This window comes from Pseudomonas sp. SF2, from assembly GCF_036858055.1.
GTDB lineage: Bacteria > Pseudomonadota > Gammaproteobacteria > Pseudomonadales > Pseudomonadaceae > Aquipseudomonas.
The window spans coordinates 14,691-34,434 of the sequence record NZ_JAMBDI010000023.1 but is presented as its reverse complement, the minus strand read 5'-3'; the positions used below and the strand labels follow the sequence as shown (position 1 = coordinate 34,434).

The window sequence follows — 19,744 nt, the reverse complement described above, 5'->3', positions numbered from 1 at the left end:
GCGGGTTTACCCGCGAAAGGGCCGGCACAGGCCACTGCATTCGGTCAGCTCAATACATGGTCTACAGGCAACAACGCCGGCGGCAGCTGTTGTTCTCCCAACCCCGCCAGCACATCGCGCTCCACGGTCCGTACCATGGCATCGGTCGGCAGGTCGTTCTCATCGCGCCCGAACGGGTCCTCCAGTTCGTTGCCAATCGCATCCAGCCCGAAGAACGTGTACCCCACGATGGTGGTGAACAGCGGTGCCAGCCAGCCCAGCGGCTCGGCCAGGGCAAACGGCAGCAGCAGGCAGAAGATGTAGATGGTGCGGTGCAGCAACAGCGTGTAGGGGAATGGCAACGGCGTGCCCTTGATCCGCTCGCAGGTGGCCTGCACTTCGGTCAGGCCCACCAGCCGCTGCTCCAGCAGGCTGTAGCGCCAGTCACTGATCTGCTGCCGCTCAGCCAGCCGCGAGCAATGCCCGCCAACTTCGCGAAGGATAGCGTCGCATACATTGTGCGGGCTGATCACCTCGGGGCGGGCCAGCCAGGGCCGGGCGGCGGCCAGTTCGTCCTCGCTGCGCAGCCGAGCATTCAGCGCATGGGCAAAGCCGCACAGGCTGCGCAACAGTTCGGCACGCAGCGGTTCGTCGGTAATCACCAGGCTTTCGCGCACGAACGAGCGGGTTTCGATGATCAGCTTGCCCCAGGCCTTGCGCCCCTCCCACCAGCGGTCATAGCAGGCGTTGTTGCGAAAGCTCATGAAAATCGACAGTGACAGGCCCAGCAAGGTGAACGGGGTGGCGCTGACCGGGTAGAAAAACGCCGGGAAATGCCGCTCGACCAACACGATCAGCGCGGCCAGCAGGGTGATCGTCAGGCAGCGCAGGGCAATGCGCTTGACGATCGATCCCTTGAGTGTGAACAGCACACGCAGCACATCGGGGGTGGGATGGACGATCATGGAAATCCAGGGACGGCTGCCTAGCCGCCGGTCATGTTCATGAAACGCAGGATCTGCACGTCGCCACCGACTTCGAAGTGATGGCGGTAGGGCTTGAGGTGCAACGAGTCACGAATGGCCTTTTCCAGGCGTTCGGGGTCGCCGGGGTGGGCGCGCAGCACCTGTTTCAGGTCTACCGAGTGTTCATTGCCCAGGCACAGCAGCAGGCGGCCTTCGACGGTGAGGCGCACGCGGTTGCAGGTGGCGCAGAAGTTGTGGCTGTGTGGCGAAATGAAGCCGACCCGAATATTGGCAGCTTCGGCCAGGCGCCAGTAGCGGGCCGGGCCCTGGGACGACTCGGTCGACTCGACCAGGGTGAACTGCTCGGCCAGCAGCGCGCGTACTTCATCGCTGGAGCAGAACGACTCGCCGCGTTCATGTTCGCTGATCACGCCCAAGGGCATTTCTTCGATGAAGGTGATGTCCAGCTCGCGGTCGATGGCAAAGCGCAACAGGTCGACCAGTTCATGGTCGTTGCGGCCCTTGAGGACCACGCAGTTGAGCTTGGTGCGCTTGAAGCCGGCCTGGCGGGCGGCGTCGATGCCGGCGATCACCTGGTGCAGGTCGCCGGTGCGGGTCAGTTGCTTGAAACGGTCGGCGTCCAGGCTGTCGAGGCTGATGTTCAGGCGCGTCACGCCAGCGTCGAACAGCGGCTGGGCCAGGCGCCCGAGTTGCGAGCCGTTGCTGGTCAGGCACAACTCGCGCAGGCCGGGCAGGGCGGCGATGCGCCCGCACAGGTCGACGATGCCCCGGCGCACCAGAGGCTCGCCACCGGTCAGGCGAATTTTGCGGGTGCCAAGGGCGACGAAGCGCTCGGCCACCTGGAACAGTTCCTCGAGGCTGAGGATTTGCTGGCGCGGCAGGAACTGCATGTCTTCGGCCATGCAGTACACGCAACGGAAGTCGCAGCGGTCGGTGACCGACATCCGCAGGTAGTCGATTTTCCGGTTGAAGCCGTCGATCAGGGCCCGGCTGTTCTGTTCCACGTTCGCGCTCGAATGGCTTGGGACTCGATTCAAGCTATAACTTGGGCGCAGGGCCGTCAAATTGCTTTGTCCGACCGATTGATCGATGGCCTCTATCATGGCTGCAGGCCACGTATTTCATCGCGTCGCCCAATTCGCGGGTAAACCCGCTCCCACAGGTAAAGCGCAGGACTCGAAACCTGTGGGGGCCCTGTGGGAGCGGGTTCACCCGCGAAGGCCGTGACGCGGTTCCAGCCCATGATCGAAACCGCCTATCACCCCGTAAGATCTTTCGATTGGACGGCTCTACCCCACGCTCCATAGGCTGAAAAAAAGCATCGAAGCGTGAGGATTCACCGCATGAGCCAGGACCAACATATCAGGGATTACAAAGGCGCCGCCGCCGGCTGGGGTGCGCTCAAGAGCGTGACCAAGAGCTGGCTGGGCAGCGACAATGCCTTCAAGAACCTGCGGGCCATGCTCAAGACCAACCAGAACGGCGGCTTCGACTGCCCCGGCTGCGCCTGGGGCGAGTCGCCGGAAAACGACATGGTCAAGTTCTGCGAAAACGGCGCCAAGGCGGTCAACTGGGAGGCCACCGGCCGCTCGGTGGACCCGGCGTTCTTCGCCAGGTACAGCGTCAGTGCGCTGGCCGAGCAGACCGACTACTGGCTGGAGTACCAGGGCCGCCTGACCCACCCGATGCGCTACGACGCGGCCACCGACCACTATGTGGAAACCAGTTGGGAAGAAGCCTTCGCGCTGGTTGCCCAACATTTGCGCGCACTCGAATCGCCCGACCAGGCCGAGTTCTACACCTCGGGCCGGGCCAGCAACGAGGCGGCGTTCCTCTACCAGCTGTTCGTCCGCGCCTACGGCACCAACAACTTCCCCGACTGCTCGAACATGTGCCATGAGGCCAGCGGCGTGGGCATGTCGGAAACCCTGGGCGTGGGCAAGGGCACCGTGGTGTTCCACGACCTGGAACTGGCCGATGCCATCTTCGTCATCGGCCAGAACCCCGGCACCAACCACCCGCGCATGCTCGAACCGCTGCGTGAAGCGGTCAAGCGTGGTGCCCAGGTGGTCTGCTTCAACCCACTCAAGGAGCGCGGCCTGGAGCGCTTCCAGCACCCGCAGCACCCGTTCGAGATGCTCAGCAATGGCTCCGAGCCAACCAACACTGCCTACTTCCGCCCGGCACTGGGTGGCGACATGGCGGTGATGCGCGGTATTGCCAAGTACCTGCTGCAGTGGGAGCGTGAAGCCCAGGCCAAGGGCGAACCGGCGGTGTTCGACCATGCCTTCATCGCCGAGCACACCAGTGGCATCGACGCATACCTGGAAGCCGTGGATGCCACGCCCTGGGCGCACATCGTCGAGCAGTCGGGCCTGACCCAGGCCGAGATCGAACTGGCCGCGCGCATGTACCGCAAGGCCGAGCGGGTGATCATGTGCTGGGCCATGGGTGTCACCCAGCACCGCCACTCGGTGCCGACCGTTCAGGAAATCGTCAACCTGCAGCTGCTGCGCGGTAACGTTGGCAAGCCCGGCGCCGGCCTGTCACCGGTGCGTGGCCACAGCAACGTGCAGGGCGACCGCACCATGGGCATCGACGAGAAGCCCGGGGCGGCACTGCTCGATGCCATTGAAAAACGCTTCCGGTTCCGCGTGCCGCGCGCCCACGGGCACAACGCGGTGCTGGCGATCAAGGCCATGGAAGAGGGGCGGGCCAAGGTGTTCATCGGCCTGGGTGGCAACTTTGCCCAGGCCACGCCGGATACGCCGCGCACCCATGCGGCCATGCGCAATTGCGCGCTGACCGTGCAGATTTCCACCAAGCTCAACCGCTCGCACCTGGTCACCGGCCGCGACGCACTGATCCTGCCGTGCCTGGGCCGTACCGAAATCGACATGCAGGCCAGCGGGCCGCAAGGCGTGACCGTAGAGGACACCTTCAGCATGGTGCACATCTCCCACGGCCAACTGCGCCCGCGCTCGCCGCACCTGCGCTCGGAGCCTTGGATCATCGCCGGCATGGCCCAGGCGACCCTGGGCAAGCAGCCGATCGACTGGGAGTACGCTGTTGCCGATTACGGCCGTATCCGCAGCATGATTGCCGATGTGATCCCCGGCTTTACCGATTTCAACGAGCGCCTGCAACACCCGGGCGGCTTCTACCTGGGCAACAACGCCGCCGACCGTACCTGGCGCACGGCCACTGGCAAGGCGCGCTTCAGCCCGCACCTGCTGCCGGAGCAGCTGGTGAATGCCAAGGTGCTGGCGCGCGGTGACAAGCCCGACCTGATCCTGCAGACCCTGCGTTCGCACGACCAGTACAACACCACCCTGTATGGCCTGGACGACCGTTATCGCGGGGTGTTCGGCCTGCGGGAAGTGGTGTTCGTCAACGAGGTCGACATCCGCCGGATGGGCTTCGAGCCAGGCGAGCACGTGGACCTGGTGTCGCTGTGGGAGGATGGCGTGGAGCGGCGGGTGTCGGGCTTCCGCCTGGTGGCGTATGACGTGCCCGAAGGGCAGGCGGCGGCCTATTACCCGGAGACCAACCCGCTGGTGCCGCTGGAAAGCTACGGCGAGGGGACCTATACGCCGACCTCGAAGTTCGTGGCGATCAAGGTGGAGAAGGCCAAGGCGGGGAACCGGATCGCGGCGGTGCTTGCTTCGGAATGATGGGTTGCCTGTGCTGGCCTCTTCGCGGGTAAACCCGCTCCCACAGGGACCCCACAGTTTCAGCACTGTGGTACTCCTGTGGGAGCGGGCAAGCCCGCGAAGAATCCAGCACCGATCAGGAACGATGCACCGGGTAAGCCGTGGTGTACTTCATCTGCTCCATGGCAAAACTGGAAGTAATGTTCGACAGCCCATCAGTACTGGTAATCAGCTTCTTGTAGAACCGGTCATACGCCGCAATATCCCCCACCACCACCCGCAGCATGTAATCCCAGTCCCCCGACATGCGGTAGAACTCCATCACTTCCTCGAACCCGGTCACGGTCGCGGCAAACTGCTCCAGCCAGGCGCTGTCGTGGCGCTGGGTCTTGAGCTGGACGAACACCGTCAGCCCCAGCCCCAGCCGTTGCGGGTCCAGCAGGGCAACGCGGCCGACAATGTAGCCGTCCTCCTCCAGGCGCCTGACCCGCTTCCAGCATGGCGTGGTGGACAGGTTGACGGCCTCTGCCAGGTCCTTGAGCGAGATCGAGGCGTCGCGCTGAAGCAGGGTGAGAATGTGCTGGTCGAAGCTGTCCATATTGCATGTGGGCCGTGGAGAAAAATTTTTCACAGATTACCCCAAGGCCAGAAGATTTGGGTTGTGCGATAGTGGCAACTTTCATTCTGCCAATGGGCCTGACCATGTCCGACAAGCCGCGCAATTTCGCCACCCGTACCATTCACGCCGGTGAGCAGTTCAGCGTCGCCGATAACGCTATTTTCCCGGCGATCGTCACCGCCAGCTCGTTCACCAAGCGCAGCCTGGATGACAAACCGGAATACTCCTACAGCCGCGTCGGCAACCCCACCCGGCATGCCTACGAAACCTGTGTCGCCGCCCTGGAAGAAGGGGTGGGCGCGGTTGCCTGCGCCTCGGGTGTGAACGCCACCGCCACCGTGCTGGAGCTGCTGCCCAAGGATGCCCACGTGGTGGTGATGAACGGTGTGTACGGCGGTACTTTCCGCATCCTCGAAGACTACCGTAGCCGCACCTCGGGCCTGACCACCACCTACGTCGACCTCAACGATCTCGAGGCGGTGGCTGCCGCCATCAAGCCGGAAACCCAGCTGATCTGGATCGAATCGCCGACCAACCCTTTGTTGCACCTGGTCGATATCAAGGCTGTGTGCGACCTGGCCAAGGCGCGGGGCATCCTTACCTGCATCGACAACACCTTCTGCTCGCCATGGAACCAGCGCCCCATCACCCTCGGTGTGGACCTGGTGATGCACTCGGCCAGCAAGTACATCGGCGGCCACTCCGACCTTACCGGTGGCGTGGTGGTAGCCGCCAATGATGCGCTGTTGGCGCGCCTGCGCCGCATCAGCATGGCGATTGGCGCGGTGCAGGGGCCGTTCGACTGCTATCTGGCCCTGCGCGGCCTGAAGACCCTGGATGTGCGCATGGAGCGCCAGTGTGCTAATGCCCTGCAGGTAGCGCGCTTCCTCGAAAGCCACGCGCAGATCGAGCAGGTGTATTACCCGGGGCTGGAAAGCCACCCGCAGCATGAGCTGTGCAAACGCCAGATGCGCAGTGGCGGGGCGGTGGTGGCGATGAAGGTCAAGGGCGACCGGGCCGCGCTCAACCGGCTGGTCGAGGCGCTGCAGATTTTCGTGCTGGCCGACTCGCTGGGCGGGGTGGAGAGCATGATCAACCACTCCTGGAGCATGTCGCACTGCTCGCTGAGCCCGGAGCAGAAGGGCGTGATGGGGATCAGCGAGAACCTGCTGCGGTTGTCGGTGGGGATCGAGGATTACCGTGACCTGGTCGAAGACCTGGATGGGGCGTTGAAGGCTGCGGCTGCTGTGTAAGGGCTGCTGGCCTCTTCGCGGGTAAACCCGCTCCCACAGGGACTCGGCTGCCATCAGGGCTGGCGCTGTACCTGTGGGAGCGGGTTCACCCGCGAAGAGGTCGGTGGATTCAATGAATTCCTGTCAGGATTTGGGCGGATGAATGATCCGTTCGATCTTGTCCTTGATCAGCAACCGCTCCTTGCGCAGGCGGTTGACGGCCTCGTCGTTGGTACCGTTGCCTTCGGCGGCGACTACCTCCTTGTCTTTGGCGTTGTATTCCTTGTGCAGTGAGTGCAGCGTCTGGTCCTTGTCGATGAGCGCCTGGAATGCATCAGCGGTAACGTGCAGGTCAGCGAGCAGATCATGCGGAACTGGCATTTCTTCACCTCTGTCGGGGGTTGGCGAATGGTTCTGACCTTTGAGGATAGTCGCCTTTGCGCAGGTAGGGGTCTGGGTTAGGCTGTCGCATCTCTCCCGTGACCCGGAACCTGCACCATGCCCCACCTGAACCTGGAATACAGCGACAACCTGCGCGAGCTCAAAGTCGACGTCCTGCTGCTGCGTCTGAACCACGCCCTGGTCGGCAGTGGCCAGTTCGCCGACGAGGCTGATATCAAAAGCCGCGCCGAAGCCTTCAAGCACTATCGGGTGGGCACCGCGCCAGGCGAGCGCGCCTTTGCCCATGTGCGCCTGGCCATCCTCAGCGGGCGCTCGCCAGAGGTGAAGACGCAACTGTCCGCCAGCCTGCTGGAGGTACTGCGTGAAGCCATTCCCGAGCAACCCGGGCTGGACATTCAGCTGTGCGTGGAAGTGCTGGACATCGACCGCGAGCCATACGCCAAGGCGCGCCTGCCAGGCTGAACAGTGCCGAATGAACTTCTTTTAATGTAGAAAAGGCGCCTGCTCACGAATTTGTTGGCGTCTTTTTCACAAAAAATTGATGGTGCGCTTTCTAGAGTTCAGCCAAATTTCCCCGGTGCCGCGCAGGCCCTTGGGCTGATAATCACTCTTGATTGCGAACACTAATGCTCAACTTCAAATCCCTGCGGACTGAATGGGTCACGCTGCTGGCCAGCCTTTACCTGCTGATCGGCTTCAATGTCTTCCTCTGGCAACACCTTGAACAGATCGTTCCGTCCGGTTTGCCGGGGCTTTGGCTGAGCCTGGCGTTTGCCGTGCTGATGTTGTTCGCATTCAACCTGATCCTTACCTTGTTCGCCTTCCGGTATGTATTGAAACCGATACTTATCGTGTTGTTCATGAGTGGTGCGGGTGTGGCTTACTTCATGAACCAATACGGTGTACTTATCGACGCGGGTATGTTCCGCAATATGGCGGAAACCAACGTGGCGGAAGTGCGTGACTTGCTCTCGCTGAAGTTTGCCTTGTATATCCTGGGCCTCGGTGTAGTGCCTTCGGTGCTGTTGTGGAAGGCGCCGATCGCCTACCGCGCCTGGCACCGTGAACTGCTCGGCAAACTGGTGGTTGGCGGTGTCTGCGTGGTGGCCCTGGGCTCGGTGGCACTGATCAACTACCAGGGCCTGTCGTCGCTGTTTCGCAATCATCACGAACTGCGCCTGATGCTCACCCCCAGCAATATCGTGGGTGCCTCCATCGGTTATGTCAGCGAGCGCCTCGGTACCGCATCGCGGCCCTTCCAGCATTATGGCGAAGATGCCAAGCGCGATGCCGCCTGGCAAAAACATGAACGCAAGTCGCTGACCGTGCTGGTGGTAGGCGAAAGTGCGCGGGCAGACCACTTCGGCGTGCTCGGCTACAACCGCGATACCACGCCGAACCTTGCCAAAGAGCAGGGCCTGCTGGCGTTCTCCGATGTGCACTCCTGCGGCACGGAAACCGCCGTCTCGGTGCCGTGCATGTTCTCTGGCATGAAGCGCAAGGACTACGATGCCCGCGTGGCGAAGAACCGCGAAGGGTTGCTGGACATCCTCCAGCGCTCCGGCCTGGCGGTGCAGTGGCGTGACAACCAGTCGGGCTGCAAGGGCACCTGCGACCGTGTGCAGTTCATCGATGTCAGCAACCTCAAGGACCCGCAGCTGTGCGCTGACGGAGAATGCCATGACCAGATCCTGCTGCAGGGCCTGGGTGAGCTGCTCGACAACCTCGACAAGGACACCGTGCTGGTGCTGCACCAGATGGGCAGCCACGGGCCTGAATACTTCAAGCGCTACCCCGGCGCCGACCAGCGCTTTGCCCCGGTGTGCCAGAGCAACGCGCTGGACCAGTGCAGCGAGCAGGAAATCATCAACGGCTACGACAACACCCTGGCCTATACCGACAAGGTGCTGGCCTCGCTGATCGACACCCTGCGCAGCAAGCAGGACAAGGTCGACACGGCGATGATCTACCTGTCCGACCATGGCGAGTCGCTGGGTGAGTACAACCTGTTCCTGCACGGCACGCCTTACGCCATCGCCCCCGAGCAGCAGAAGCACGTGCCGCTGCTGACCTGGTTCTCCGACAGCTACAAGGAGGACTTCGGCGTCGACACCGACTGCCTGGCCAAGCTCAGCGATGCGCCGCTGTCGCAGGACAACCTGTTCCACTCGATGCTCGGTCTGTTGCAGGTGCACACCGAGGTCTACCAGCAGTCGCTGGACATGTTCGCCAGCTGCCGGCCGTGGCTGGCCGCCAAGCGCTGAGTCGAAGCGCGTTCCATACTTGGGCTTGCGCGGTCTTTGTGGGAGCGGGCATGCCCGCTCCCACAGGGATCGCGAAGCTTGCGGATATTGCGCACTGAACATGCACAACAGCACCACTGATCGATATCAAGGATGGCCCGGGTTTCACCAGCAGTGCCCGCGCCGTATATACTGCGCGCCAATGTTAGTGGGAGAGCCTCGTGGCTATCGAAATACACTGGATCCGTGACGACCAGAGCCTGGCCGAACACTGCCGCGACTGGCACCAGCTGCCCTTTGTCGCCGTCGACACCGAATTCATGCGGGTCGACACCTTCTACCCGAAAGCCGGGCTGATCCAGATCGGCGACGGCCAGCGTGCCTTCCTGATCGACCCGCTGCTGATCGGCAACTGGCAACCCTTGGCCGAACTGCTGGATGACAGCGGGGTGGTCAAAGTGCTGCATGCCTGCAGCGAAGACCTCGAAGTGCTGCTGCGCCTGACCGGCAAACTGCCACAGCCGCTGTTCGACACCCAGCTGGCCGCCGGTTACCTGAACCTGGGCTTCTCCATGGGCTATTCGCGCCTGGTGCAGGAAGTGCTGGGCATCGAACTGCCCAAGGGCGAAACCCGCTCCGACTGGTTGCAGCGCCCACTGTCCGATACCCAGGTCAGCTATGCCGCCGAAGATGCCGTGCACCTGGCCGAGCTGTTCACTGTGTTGCGCCCGCGCCTGAGTGACGACAAGTACGCCTGGGTGCTGGAGGACGGCGCCGAGCTGGTGGCCGCATTGCGCCGCGAAGTCGAGCCTGAGAGCCTGTACCGCGATGTCAAGCTGGCCTGGAAGCTGGCCCCCCAGCAACTGGCAGTGCTGCGTGAGCTGTGCGCCTGGCGCGAGCGTGAAGCGCGCAACCGCGACGTGCCGCGCAACCGCATCCTCAAGGAACACTCGCTGTGGCCCATGGCCAAGAGCCAGCCGAACAACCTGTCGGCGCTGGCCAAGATCGACGAGATGCATCCGCGCACCATTCGTCAGGACGGTGAGTTCCTCATCCAGCTGATCAAGCGTGCCGCCAGCCTGCCAGCCGAGCAATGGCCCCAGGCCTTGCCCGAGCCTTTGCCAATCGAGGCCGCCGGTATCCTCAAGCAGCTGCGTGCCATCGGCCAGGCCGAAGGCGAGCGGCTGGGCATTGCCCCCGAGCTGATGCTGCGCAAGAAAGCCCTGGAAGCGCTGCTCAAGAGCGGCTACCCCAATGGCCCCTATCAATTGCCCGATTCGCTGCGCGGCTGGCGCCGTGAGCGTATGGGCCAGGCCCTGCTGGACAGCCTGGCAGGCGCCGGAGAGACCCGATGAAACGCATTTGCTCTATCTACAAGAGCCCCCGCAAGAACGAAATGTACCTTTACGTGCTCAAGGCCGACGGCCTGGAGCGCGTGCCCGAAGGCCTGCTGCCGTTCTTCGGCACGCCCATGCATGCCTTTGACCTGGTGCTGACCCCCGAGCGCAAGCTGGCCCGCGAGGACATCGCCAAGGTGCTGGAAAACCTCGACAACCAGGGTTACCACCTGCAGATGCCGCCGCCGGAAGACGACTACATCGAGCACCTGCCCGAAGAGTTGCTGCGACGTAACGACCCGGCCTGATCATGCGAGTACTGATTGCTGAGCATGATCATGCTCGATACGCCGAGATTTTGCGCGCAGCCGCGCCTGAACTGGAAATCCTCACCAGCGGTGACTCCGCCGAACTGGCCCTCCAGGCGCCGCAGTGCCCGGTGTGGCTGGGCCAGCCGGACCTGCTGGCAAGCCTGCTGCGCCAGGGCCACAAGCCGGGCTGGATGCAATCCACCTGGGCCGGTATCACTCCGCTGCTGGCCGAGGGCCTGCCGCGTGACTATCGCCTGACCCGCGCCGTGGGCATCTTTGGCCAGGTGATGGCCGAGTACATGCTCACCTACATGCTCGGCCATGAGCGCGAGGTGCTGTCGCGCCTGGTCAGCCAGGTGGAGCGGCGGTGGGATGATCGCCCGGGGCGTACCCTGGAGGGGCGCAAGGTGCTGATCGTCGGCACTGGCGACATTGGTCAGCGGGTGGCCGAGTTCCTGCAGGCGTTCGGCGTGGTGCTGTATGGCGTTGCCAGCAGCGCCCGCGAGCAGGCGCCGTTCGTCGAGGTAGCGGCGCTGGCCGACCTGCCGCGCATGGTTGGCCAGGCCGACTACGTGCTCAACCTGCTGCCCGATACCCCGGCCACCCACGACCTGTATGACGCGGCGTTGTTCAAATGCTTCCAGCCCACGGCGCTGTTCATCAATGCCGGGCGTGGGGTGGCGGTGGTCGACGCCGACCTGGTCGAAGCGCTGAAGGAAGGGCACCTGGCGGGGGCGGTGATCGATGTCTGCCGGCAGGAGCCACTGCCCAGGCAGCATCCGTTCTGGACGGCGTGGGGCCTGCTGCTGACCGGGCACAGCTCGGCGCCTACCTCGCCGGCGGCGATGGTGCGGTTGTTTGTCGAGAATGTGCGGGCGTTTGCGGCGGGGCAGGCATTGCGTGGGGAAGTGGACTTCGCCCGGGGCTACTGAATTTGCAATGCCTGTGCCGGCCTCTTCGCGGGTAAACCCGCTCCCACAGGGTCTCCATGGCCCTCAGGTTCTGTGGGGCACCTGTGGGAGCGGGTTTACCCGCGAAGAGGCCAGTACAGCAAGTGCAAGGCTTACAGGCTGAAATCACCCTCGGCAGCCAGCTCGCTCAGTGGCTTGCGCGGGCTCGGCACTTCACGCGCCTGCAGGGCTTCGTTCAGGCTGGCCTTGTCACCCAGCTTGCCGATCGCCACCATGGCATGCAGCACGTAGCCCTCAGGCACCTTCAGCTCCTGACGCGCCAGCGCCTGGTCGAAACCGGCCATGCCATGGGTGTGCCAGCCGCTGAGGCTGGCTTGCAGGGCCAGGTGCCCCCAGGCGGAGCCGGTATCGAAGGTGTGCCACAGCGCCGGTTTTTCTTCCGTGGTGCCCGGGGCGGCGTAGGTGGTCTTGGAAATCACCAGCACCAGTGCCGAAGCCTGTTGCGCCCAGCTGCGGTTGGCCGGCACCAGCAGGTTCAGGTAACGCTCCCAGTTCGGCGTGTCACGGCGGGCATAGAGGAAGCGCCAAGGTTGCGAGTTGTTCGCCGACGGCGCCCAGCGTGCGGCTTCAAGGAAGCTCAGCAGGGTTTCTTCGCTGATCGGCTCGGCGGTGAAGGCGCGTGGCGACCAGCGGTTGATGAACTGCTCGTTGATGGCGTAATCGGCAATGCGGGGGTTGGCGCTCATGGCGGCTCCTGCAAAAGGACGGGAAACGCGCACGCTACTGCGTCGCGTCGCGACTGACAAGCGGTCTGGCTTTGCCGAAGGCCAGGCTCTAGACTGGCGCCGCCGCGCGCCGTGGCCCCAAGATGAATGCAGGAAACCCGTGTCATGATCGCTGAAAACGCGCCGTTCTGGCGGCGCAAGACCCTCGAGCAACTCAGCCCGCAAGAGTGGGAGTCGCTGTGTGACGGCTGTGGCCTGTGCTGCCTGCAAAAGCTCGAGGACGAGGACGACAACAGCGTCTATTACACGCGCATCGCCTGCAAACTGCTGGATCTGGACACCTGCCAGTGCAGCGATTACCCCAACCGCTTCGCCCAGGTACCTGACTGCATCCAGCTCACCCCGGGCAAGGCCGACCAGTTCAAGTGGCTACCGAGCACCTGTGGCTACCGCCTGGTCAGCGAGGGCAAGGACCTGCCGGCCTGGCATCACCTGGTCTGCGGCGATCGCCAGCAGGTCCATGAACAGCGCATTTCCCAGTCGGGGCGCATGCTCAGTGAGCATGATGTGCACGAAGACGACTGGGAAGACCACCTGATCTTCCGCGCCAGCTGACCGGCGCGGCCCGCTGCCACGGGGAAACAAGGAGTTTCTGTATGCGTTGCCAGCTGTTGTTGCTGTTGGGCCTGATGGCCAGTTCGCCGGCCTGGGCGAAAAAGGTCGACCTCGACTATCAGGTGCGCCTGTTACCGGCCAGTGGCCAGGCGGAAGTCCGCCTCACCTTGGCCGAAGGCAGTGCCGTGCGCAGCCTGGACTTCGACCTGGGCAAGGCCGGAGCCTACAGCGGCTTCCAGGCTGATGGCCAATGGCATCTGCAAGGCCAGCGCGGCGTGTGGCAACCGGCGGCCGGCAAGACCAGCCTCAGCTACCGCGTGCAACTGGACCAGAAGCGCGGCAGCGGCGCCTATTCTTCGCGCATTACCCCGCATTGGGCGCTGTTCCTCGGCGACCAGCTGGTACCGCCTGCACGGCTCGACCAGCAGGATGGCACCGAGCTGGTGGCGCGCCTGGCGTTCGACCTGCCCGAGGGCTGGAAGAGCATCGAGACCTCGTGGCCGCGCATCGGCAAGGACAAGTTCCGCATCGACAACGTTTCGCGGCTGTTCGACCGGCCCACTGGCTGGATGCTCGCCGGCGACCTGGGCAGCCGCCGCGCCCGCCTGGGCGAAACCGAGGTGACTGTGGCCGCCCCGGTGGGGCAGGGTATGCGGCGCATGGACAACCTGACCTTGCTGACTTTTGTCTGGCCGCAATTGCAGGCGGTTTTCCCGCGCAATCCGCCGAAGCTGTTGTTGGTCGGCGCCCGCGACGGCATGTGGCGCGGGGCCATGGCTGCGCAGGGCTCGTTGTACCTGCACAGTGCCCGGCCGATGATCAGCGAGAACGGCAGCAGCCCGTTGCTGCGCGAGGTGGTGCAACTGTTTGCGCAGATCCGTGGGCGTGACGGCAGTGACTGGCTGGTGGAAAGCCTGACCGACTACTACGCCAGCGAGTTGCTGCGTCGCTCGGGCGGGGTGAGTGATGACCGTTACCAGGCCTGGCAGGCGCGCCTGAGCAAGCAGGGCGCCAAGGTCACCCGGCTCAAGGGCGAGCATGCTACCCCGGCGCAGGTGGCGCGTGGGGTGATGTTACTGCAGGCGCTGGACAAGGAAATCCGCATCCACACCCAGGCCAAACGCTCGCTGGACGATGTGGCACGCGGGCTGATGCGCTTGCCAAGCGTGAGCACCGAAGACTTCGTGCAGATCAGCGAGAACGTGCTGGGGCGGCGCTCCGAGGTGTTGCAGAGCAAGGCGTTGCGCTAGCCATCTCTGTACCTGTGCCGGCCTCTTCGCGGGTAAACCCGCTCCCACAGGTACGGCGAAGAGGCCGAAGCCTTGGTGATCCTGTGGGAGCGGGTTTACCCGCGAAAGGGCCGGCACAGGCAGTGCAAAATCAATTGGCCAAGGGATCCTTCCCGGTCACCGTCACCCCCCGCGTCGCTGCGTCGGCACTGGCCTTCAATGCCTTCAGCTCCGCCGCGCTGCGCTCGATGTCCGAACGCAAGCGGTGATATTCCTGCCGATGCCGCTGCCACCAGGCCTTGGTCGCACAACGCCCGCTGAAGCCCCGAGCCAGTGCTAGGCCGCCAACTGCGATCTGCAACAACCCGACCAGGCCGCCGTGGCGCAACCCCTTGCTTACCATCAACGCGCCACCAGCCAGCGAACTGGCGCGCTCCAGGCCACGAACGTTGTTGTCCTGCGATGTTGCTGCCGAATGGATATCAAGCATGGCAAGGTCTCCGTCTGAAGTGTATGCAGGTGACCTGTCGGCCACCGTCATCGTTCAGTCGGCTATTTGAACCTGGGCCCCGAACGGGTATTCAGCCCCTTGGCCATGCGGTCATACAGCACCACATTCACTGTCGCCGCCAGGTTCATGCAGCCTTCGGTCGGAATGTAGATGGTCTCTTCGCACCACGCCCGTACATCGGCACTGAGGCTGCCGTCTTCCGGCCCGAAGATGTAGATGGCCCGGTCCGGGTGGGTGTACTCCGGCAATGGCCGCGCACCTTCAACCAGTTCTACAGCCACCGGCGTGCAGCCCAGCGGGATGATGCGCTGCAGGTCGTCGATGCCGATCAGCGGGATGTCGTAGTGCACGCGCTTGGTGTCGGTGACGAAGTCACGGGCGCGCTCGTAGCGTTTGCCGGTGTAGAACACCGAGTTGACGCCGTAGCAACCCGCGGCGCGCATCACCGAGCCGACATTTTCTGCCGACTTGGGGTTGAACAGGCCGATGCAGCTGTATCGTTTGTTTGCCACGTACCGGGGCCCTTCGCGAAAAAAAGCGCGATTATACGGGCTGCCCGGTAGCAGCGGGGGGCGAATCGATGGTCAGTCTTTCTTCAGCATGCCCGCCAGCCCGGCGAACGGGTTGTGGGTGGCCTTGGCGATGCTCGGGGTGCTGGTGGAGCCTTCGCTGAAGTACTGCTGGTCGGTGTAGCGCGAGTGCTCGTTGTCGTGGCAGTACAGGCACAGCAACTCCCAGTTGGAGCCGTCCTGCGGGTTGTTGTCGTGGTTGTGGTCGCGGTGGTGCACGGTCAGCTCGCTCAGGCGCTTGCCGGAGAACTCGCGGGCGCAGCGGCCGCAGACGTGCGGGTACATTTTCAGGGCCTTGTCGCGGTAGCCCATTTCCTTGTCGCGCTTGGCATCGGCCAGGATGCGGTCCAGGCGCGCGGTGGCGGCGGCAGAAGAGGTGGAGCTCATGGTGTTTCCTTTGTTCTGATCAGGCAGATGACGGTTATGCCATTGAGTCTAGCGCGCTTGCGGGGCCGGGGGACAGGCGAAAGCTTCGATTTAGGCGTAGCCTGTAGGAAGGTTCCCGACAGGAGGTTGCTGATGTTTCGCGCGATCCTCGCTGTGCTGTTGTTGGCCGGCCTGTCCATGGCCGAAGCTGCCAGCACGCCACCCCGGCTGACCACGCCGGTGCCCGGTGCACCGGGTACGCCTACGCCTACGCCATACCCGCAGATTACCCCGAGTACGCCGCCCAAGGCCTACGACAACCAGCCGGGGGCGCCCCTGTTGCCGCCGATGCCGGTGCCCGGGCCGCCGAAGGACCAGCCATTGCCGGGGTTGCGCCAGGATCCGCCGAAGCAGCCGGTGCAGGATGACTGACTGAGAGGGCTGTGTTGGCTGTGGGATTTTGGGGCTGCCTTGCAGCCCATCGCGACACAAGGCCGCTCCCACAGGGATCGCACAGGATTCAGGGCATGCGCGGTACCTGTGGGAGCGGCCTTGTGTCGCGAAAGGGGCGCAAGGCGCCCCCAGCCATATCAAACGATACCTAGCTCGGCGAATACGAACGCATACTCAAGGGCCACATCCTTGATCCCTTGATACCGCCCGCTCATCCCGCCATGCCCAGCCCCCATTTCGGTCTTGAGCAGCAGCAGGTTGCTGTCGGTCTTGCGCGTGCGCAGCCGCGCCACCCACTTGGCCGCCTCCCAGTACTGCACGCGGCTGTCGTTGTAGCCCGCCACCACCAGCATCGCCGGGTAGGCCTGTGCCTTCACGTTCTCATACGGCGCGTAGGCCTTGATCCGCTCATACACCTGCGGCTCCTCAGGGTTGCCCCATTCGTCGTACTCGGTCACGGTCAGCGGCAGCTCGGGGTCGAGCATGGTGTTGAGCACGTCGACGAACGGCACTTCGGCAATCGCACAGCGGAACAGCTCGGGGCGCAGGTTGAGTACCGCGCCCATCAGCAGGCCACCGGCACTGCCGCCACTGATGGCCAGGCGGTCGGCAGCCGTCACTCCTTCGGCGATCAGGTGCTCGGCACAGGCGATGAAGTCGCTGAAGGTGTTGTGCTTGTGCTCCTGTTTGCCGGCGCGGTACCAGGCTTCGCCCAGTTCGCCACCGCCACGCACATGGGCGATGGCAAAGGCCACGCCGCGCTCCAGCAGGCTCAGGCGCGCATGCGAGAACCACGGGTCGAGGCTTTCGCCATAGGCGCCGTAGCCATACAGGTACAGCGGTACGGTCCGGCCCAGGTCCTGGCGGCGACGCACCAGGCTGATCGGTACCCGGGTGCCGTCCGCTGCAGTGGCCCACAGACGCTCGCTGACATAGTCGTCGGCATCGAACGGCCCCAGCACCGGGGTTTGCTTGAGCACCGCCTGGGCACCGCTGGCCAGCTCCAGCTGGCGTACCTGGGCGGGGCGGTTGAGTGCTTCATAGCGCAGGCGCAGGCGTGGGCTGGCGAACTCCAGGCTGTCCTGCACGTACAGGCTGTAGGCCGCGTCGGGCAGCTCGACGCGGTACGCCGCCAGGCCCTGCGGGCGTACCTCGATGATCGGCAGGCCACCTTCGCGCAGGCTCAGGGTCAGCGCCCCGGCATTCAGGCTGAGGCCTTCGAGCATGATCGTGTCGCGGTGCGCGACCAGCAACTGCCATTGCTCGCGGCTGGGCACCGGTGCGACCGGGGCGTGGTACAAGGCGAAGTTGATGCCGTCCTGGTTGGTGCGGATGAACCAGCGCCACTGGCCGTCGAGCTGGCCGTGGTCGGGGAAGTACTCGTGGCCTTCGACGCGGGGCGCCAGGCAGGTGAACGGTGCCTGCGGGGTTTCCGCGTCCAGCACCCAGGCCTCGCTGGTGGTCTTGCTGTTGAGCAGCAGCACCAGCTGGCGCTCGGAGCTGGTGCGGTAGCAATGCAGGAAGAAGCGCCCGTCGGGCTCCTCGAACACGGTCTGCGCGCCTTCGTTGCCCAGGGTGTGGCGACGCAGGCGCCACGGGCGGTGGGTGTCGTCCAGTTCGGCGAAGAACAGCGTCTGGCTGTCGTTGGCCCAGGTCAGGCTGCCGTCGCAGTCGTCGAAGGGCAGGGTGGTGACGCTGCCACTGGCCAGGTCCTTGACGTACAGGGTGAAGATTTCGTCGCCGCTGGTGTCGAGGCTGTAGGCCAGCAGGCGGTGGTCGGGGCTGACGTTGAACGCGCCAAGGGACAGGAAGCCGCCGTTGGCCAGGGCGTTGGGGTCAAGCAGCAGTTGCTCCTGGCTTTCATCGACCGTGTTGGAGTCATCGGCAGGGCGCGGGCAGCGGTAGTGGCGCGGGTATTCGTCGCCTGCGGTGGTACGGGTGTAGTACAGGTAGGGGCCCCAGGGCGCCGGCAGCGACAGGTCGGTTTCCAGGATGCGGCCCTTGATCTCTTCGAACAGTTGCTCGCGCAGTGGCGCCTGATCGGCCAGGCAGGCTTCCTGGTAGGCGTTCTCGGCCTGCAGGTAGGCAAGCACCTCGGGGGTGTCGCGCTGTTGCAGCCAGGCGTACGGGTCGGCGTTCTGGGCCTGGTGGGCAATCGGGGGTTGGGGCTTGGTTGGCATTGAGGATCTCTTGATTGGGGGTGCCTGTACCGGCCTCTTCNNGAAGAGGCCGGTACAGGCAAACACTGTCTGCGCCCGGAAAAGTGTTTATCATAGGCATCTCTTTGCCTGGCTTGCACGAACACCATGACCGAGAACGACTACACCCTCGCCTGGGGCCTTTACGCGGTTGCCGCCCTGGGCTGCCTGCTGGTGGGCTTCAAGCTCACCGGCTGGATGTGGCGCTGGCTGCGCGAACCGCTGCGGGTGGTGCTGGCGGTGCTGCTGCTGACCCCGACCATCGTCGACCCGGTCAAGGACAGTTTCGCCCCGGCCATCGCCATCACCGCCCTGGATGTCGCCTTCAAGGTCGGCAACAACGCCTGGCGCGCGGTGTCCGACTTCGCCATGTACGGCATGGGCGCCTTTTCCCTGTATTTCCTCTTCGTACTGCTGCGCTTTCCGCTGGAAAAACGCGCCCGCGAGCGCCGTGCACAGGCCGAGGCCGCTGCCCAGCGCCAGGCGGCCGAAGATGAACAGCTCGGTGCCCATGCCCCGCTGGCCGCCGAGCGCCGCGACCGTTACCGTGACGCGCCACCCCCTGCCGCCCCAGCCGCCACTCGTGGCGGTGGCCGGGTCGAGCCCCGTCTGTAAGCGGAGACACGCCTATGTGCGAACTGCTGGGCATGAGTGCCAACGTCCCCACCGACATCGTCTTCAGCTTCACCGGCCTGATGCAGCGCGGTGGCCGTACCGGCCCGCACCGTGACGGCTGGGGTATCGGCTTCTACGAAGGCCGAGGCCTGCGCCTGTTCCAGGACCCGGCCGCCAGCAGCGAGTCGGAGGTGGCCAACCTGGTACAGCGCTACCCGATCAAGAGCGAAGTGGTCATCGGCCATATCCGCCAGGCCAACGTCGGCAAGGTGTGCCTGTCCAACACCCACCCCTTCGTGCGGGAAATGTGGGGCCGCAACTGGTGCTTTGCGCACAACGGCCAGTTGGGCGACTTCAAGGGCCAGGCCAGTTTCTACCGGCCGGTGGGCGACACCGACAGCGAGGCGGCTTTCTGCGACCTGCTCAACCGCATCCGCAGCGCCTTCCCCGAGCCCGTGCCGGTGGAGCAGCTGTTGCCGGTGCTGGTCGAGGCCTGTGCCGGTTACCGTGGCCAGGGCGTGTTCAACTGCATGCTCAGCGACGGCGACTGGCTGTTCTGCTTCTGTTCGACCAAGCTGGTGCACATCACCCGCCGTGCACCTTTTGGTGCGGCGCGGTTGAAGGATGTCGACCTGATCGTCGATTTTCACACCGAAACCACCCCCAACGACGTGGTCACGGTAATCGCCACCGAAGCCCTGACCGAGAACGAGACCTGGCAGCGCTACGAGCCGGGTCAGTGGGCCCTGTGGCGGCACGGCGAGTGCGTGGCACACGGCCAGAGCTAAGG

At 64.3% G+C, this 19,744-nt stretch carries 21 protein-coding genes; 12 read left to right on the top strand and 9 right to left on the bottom strand.

All coding sequences use genetic code 11. The features are described 5' to 3' along the window. Positions 1-44: 44 nt before the first annotated feature. Together M2S36_RS15220 and moaA are read right to left on the bottom strand one after the other, a co-directional pair. Complete coding sequence (locus M2S36_RS15220; protein WP_207830788.1) at positions 45-944, bottom strand: bestrophin family protein; 900 nt, start codon at positions 942-944, stop codon at positions 45-47. Positions 945-964: 20 nt separating this feature from the next. Then, positions 965-1,969, bottom strand: coding sequence for a GTP 3',8-cyclase MoaA (gene moaA / locus M2S36_RS15215; protein ID WP_333957397.1), 1,005 nt, complete (start codon positions 1,967-1,969; stop codon positions 965-967). A gap of 339 nt (positions 1,970-2,308) precedes the next feature. Between moaA and M2S36_RS15210 the strand changes: the two genes are divergently transcribed. Next, entirely contained in the window at positions 2,309-4,639 is a 2,331-nt protein-coding gene (locus tag M2S36_RS15210; protein ID WP_333957396.1) for an FdhF/YdeP family oxidoreductase, read from the top strand. A gap of 115 nt (positions 4,640-4,754) precedes the next feature. On the opposite strand, the gene M2S36_RS15205 is transcribed toward M2S36_RS15210, so the two are convergent. Further along, entirely contained in the window at positions 4,755-5,216 is a 462-nt protein-coding gene (locus tag M2S36_RS15205) for an Lrp/AsnC family transcriptional regulator (protein ID WP_046616476.1), read from the bottom strand. Positions 5,217-5,308: 92 nt separating this feature from the next. On the opposite strand from M2S36_RS15205, the gene M2S36_RS15200 reads away from it, so the two are divergent. Continuing rightward, positions 5,309-6,490 carry a trans-sulfuration enzyme family protein gene (locus tag M2S36_RS15200; RefSeq protein WP_063912985.1) on the top strand — a complete coding sequence of 394 codons (1,182 nt, stop codon included), beginning with the start codon at positions 5,309-5,311 and terminating at the stop codon, positions 6,488-6,490. A gap of 123 nt (positions 6,491-6,613) precedes the next feature. Here the strand turns inward: M2S36_RS15200 and M2S36_RS15195 are convergent, their stop codons facing one another. Beyond that, positions 6,614-6,850: a YdcH family protein gene (locus tag M2S36_RS15195; RefSeq protein WP_063912984.1), complete on the bottom strand. Its 237-nt coding sequence runs from the start codon at positions 6,848-6,850 to the stop codon at positions 6,614-6,616. 117 nt (positions 6,851-6,967) lie between these two features. On the opposite strand from M2S36_RS15195, the gene M2S36_RS15190 reads away from it, so the two are divergent. The 5 genes from M2S36_RS15190 (at position 6,968) to M2S36_RS15170 (ending at position 11,694) form a co-directional block, all read left to right on the top strand. Next, a complete protein-coding gene (locus M2S36_RS15190) occupies positions 6,968-7,333 on the top strand; it encodes a 5-carboxymethyl-2-hydroxymuconate Delta-isomerase (RefSeq protein WP_063912983.1) in 366 nt (121 codons plus the stop codon). 164 nt (positions 7,334-7,497) lie between these two features. Then, positions 7,498-9,135, top strand: a complete 1,638-nt coding sequence (locus tag M2S36_RS15185; RefSeq protein ID WP_233687529.1) for a phosphoethanolamine transferase — start codon at positions 7,498-7,500, stop codon at positions 9,133-9,135. A gap of 200 nt (positions 9,136-9,335) precedes the next feature. Continuing rightward, positions 9,336-10,469 carry a ribonuclease D gene (rnd, locus tag M2S36_RS15180; RefSeq protein ID WP_207830805.1) on the top strand — a complete coding sequence of 378 codons (1,134 nt, stop codon included), beginning with the start codon at positions 9,336-9,338 and terminating at the stop codon, positions 10,467-10,469. Next, positions 10,466-10,759, top strand: a complete 294-nt coding sequence (locus M2S36_RS15175) for a YcgL domain-containing protein (protein WP_063912980.1) — start codon at positions 10,466-10,468, stop codon at positions 10,757-10,759. Before rnd ends, M2S36_RS15175 begins: the two co-directional genes overlap by 4 nt. 2 nt (positions 10,760-10,761) lie before the next feature. Continuing rightward, complete coding sequence (locus M2S36_RS15170; RefSeq protein WP_207830807.1) at positions 10,762-11,694, top strand: D-2-hydroxyacid dehydrogenase; 933 nt, start codon at positions 10,762-10,764, stop codon at positions 11,692-11,694. A 131-nt stretch (positions 11,695-11,825) separates the two neighbouring features. On the opposite strand, the gene M2S36_RS15165 is transcribed toward M2S36_RS15170, so the two are convergent. After that, the gene (locus M2S36_RS15165) at positions 11,826-12,419 is read right to left on the bottom strand and encodes a nitroreductase family protein (protein WP_241105915.1); all 594 of its coding nucleotides are present in this window, start codon (positions 12,417-12,419) and stop codon (positions 11,826-11,828) included. Positions 12,420-12,563: 144 nt separating this feature from the next. Here M2S36_RS15165 and M2S36_RS15160 point away from each other — a divergent pair, with 144 nt between their 5' ends. Then, complete coding sequence (locus M2S36_RS15160) at positions 12,564-13,013, top strand: YcgN family cysteine cluster protein (protein WP_063912977.1); 450 nt, start codon at positions 12,564-12,566, stop codon at positions 13,011-13,013. A 41-nt stretch (positions 13,014-13,054) separates the two neighbouring features. Further along, positions 13,055-14,263 carry a hypothetical protein gene (locus M2S36_RS15155; protein WP_233687531.1) on the top strand — a complete coding sequence of 403 codons (1,209 nt, stop codon included), beginning with the start codon at positions 13,055-13,057 and terminating at the stop codon, positions 14,261-14,263. Between the two features lie 130 nt (positions 14,264-14,393). Here M2S36_RS15155 and M2S36_RS15150 read toward each other — a convergent pair whose 3' ends face one another. From M2S36_RS15150 to M2S36_RS15140, 3 genes are all read right to left on the bottom strand, one after another. Beyond that, a complete protein-coding gene (locus M2S36_RS15150; protein WP_207830813.1) occupies positions 14,394-14,732 on the bottom strand; it encodes a DUF2892 domain-containing protein in 339 nt (112 codons plus the stop codon). Positions 14,733-14,794: 62 nt separating this feature from the next. After that, entirely contained in the window at positions 14,795-15,265 is a 471-nt protein-coding gene (locus M2S36_RS15145) for an RNA methyltransferase (protein ID WP_015271348.1), read from the bottom strand. 72 nt (positions 15,266-15,337) lie between these two features. Beyond that, complete coding sequence (locus M2S36_RS15140; RefSeq protein WP_003259546.1) at positions 15,338-15,709, bottom strand: YajD family HNH nuclease; 372 nt, start codon at positions 15,707-15,709, stop codon at positions 15,338-15,340. Between the two features lie 132 nt (positions 15,710-15,841). Between M2S36_RS15140 and M2S36_RS15135 the strand changes: the two genes are divergently transcribed. Next, positions 15,842-16,120 (top strand): hypothetical protein, encoded by a 279-nt coding sequence (locus M2S36_RS15135; protein WP_207830815.1) that lies wholly within the window; start codon positions 15,842-15,844, stop codon positions 16,118-16,120. A gap of 158 nt (positions 16,121-16,278) precedes the next feature. Here the strand turns inward: M2S36_RS15135 and M2S36_RS15130 are convergent, their stop codons facing one another. Next, the gene (locus tag M2S36_RS15130) at positions 16,279-18,321 is read right to left on the bottom strand and encodes a S9 family peptidase (RefSeq protein ID WP_333957393.1); all 2,043 of its coding nucleotides are present in this window, start codon (positions 18,319-18,321) and stop codon (positions 16,279-16,281) included. Between the two features lie 126 nt (positions 18,322-18,447). Here M2S36_RS15130 and M2S36_RS15125 point away from each other — a divergent pair, with 126 nt between their 5' ends. Both M2S36_RS15125 and M2S36_RS15120 read left to right on the top strand, forming a co-directional pair. Then, positions 18,448-18,954 carry a hypothetical protein gene (locus M2S36_RS15125; protein WP_063912972.1) on the top strand — a complete coding sequence of 169 codons (507 nt, stop codon included), beginning with the start codon at positions 18,448-18,450 and terminating at the stop codon, positions 18,952-18,954. A 14-nt stretch (positions 18,955-18,968) separates the two neighbouring features. Continuing rightward, positions 18,969-19,742 (top strand): class II glutamine amidotransferase, encoded by a 774-nt coding sequence (locus M2S36_RS15120; protein WP_013973756.1) that lies wholly within the window; start codon positions 18,969-18,971, stop codon positions 19,740-19,742. The last annotated feature ends 2 nt before the right edge of the window (positions 19,743-19,744 follow it).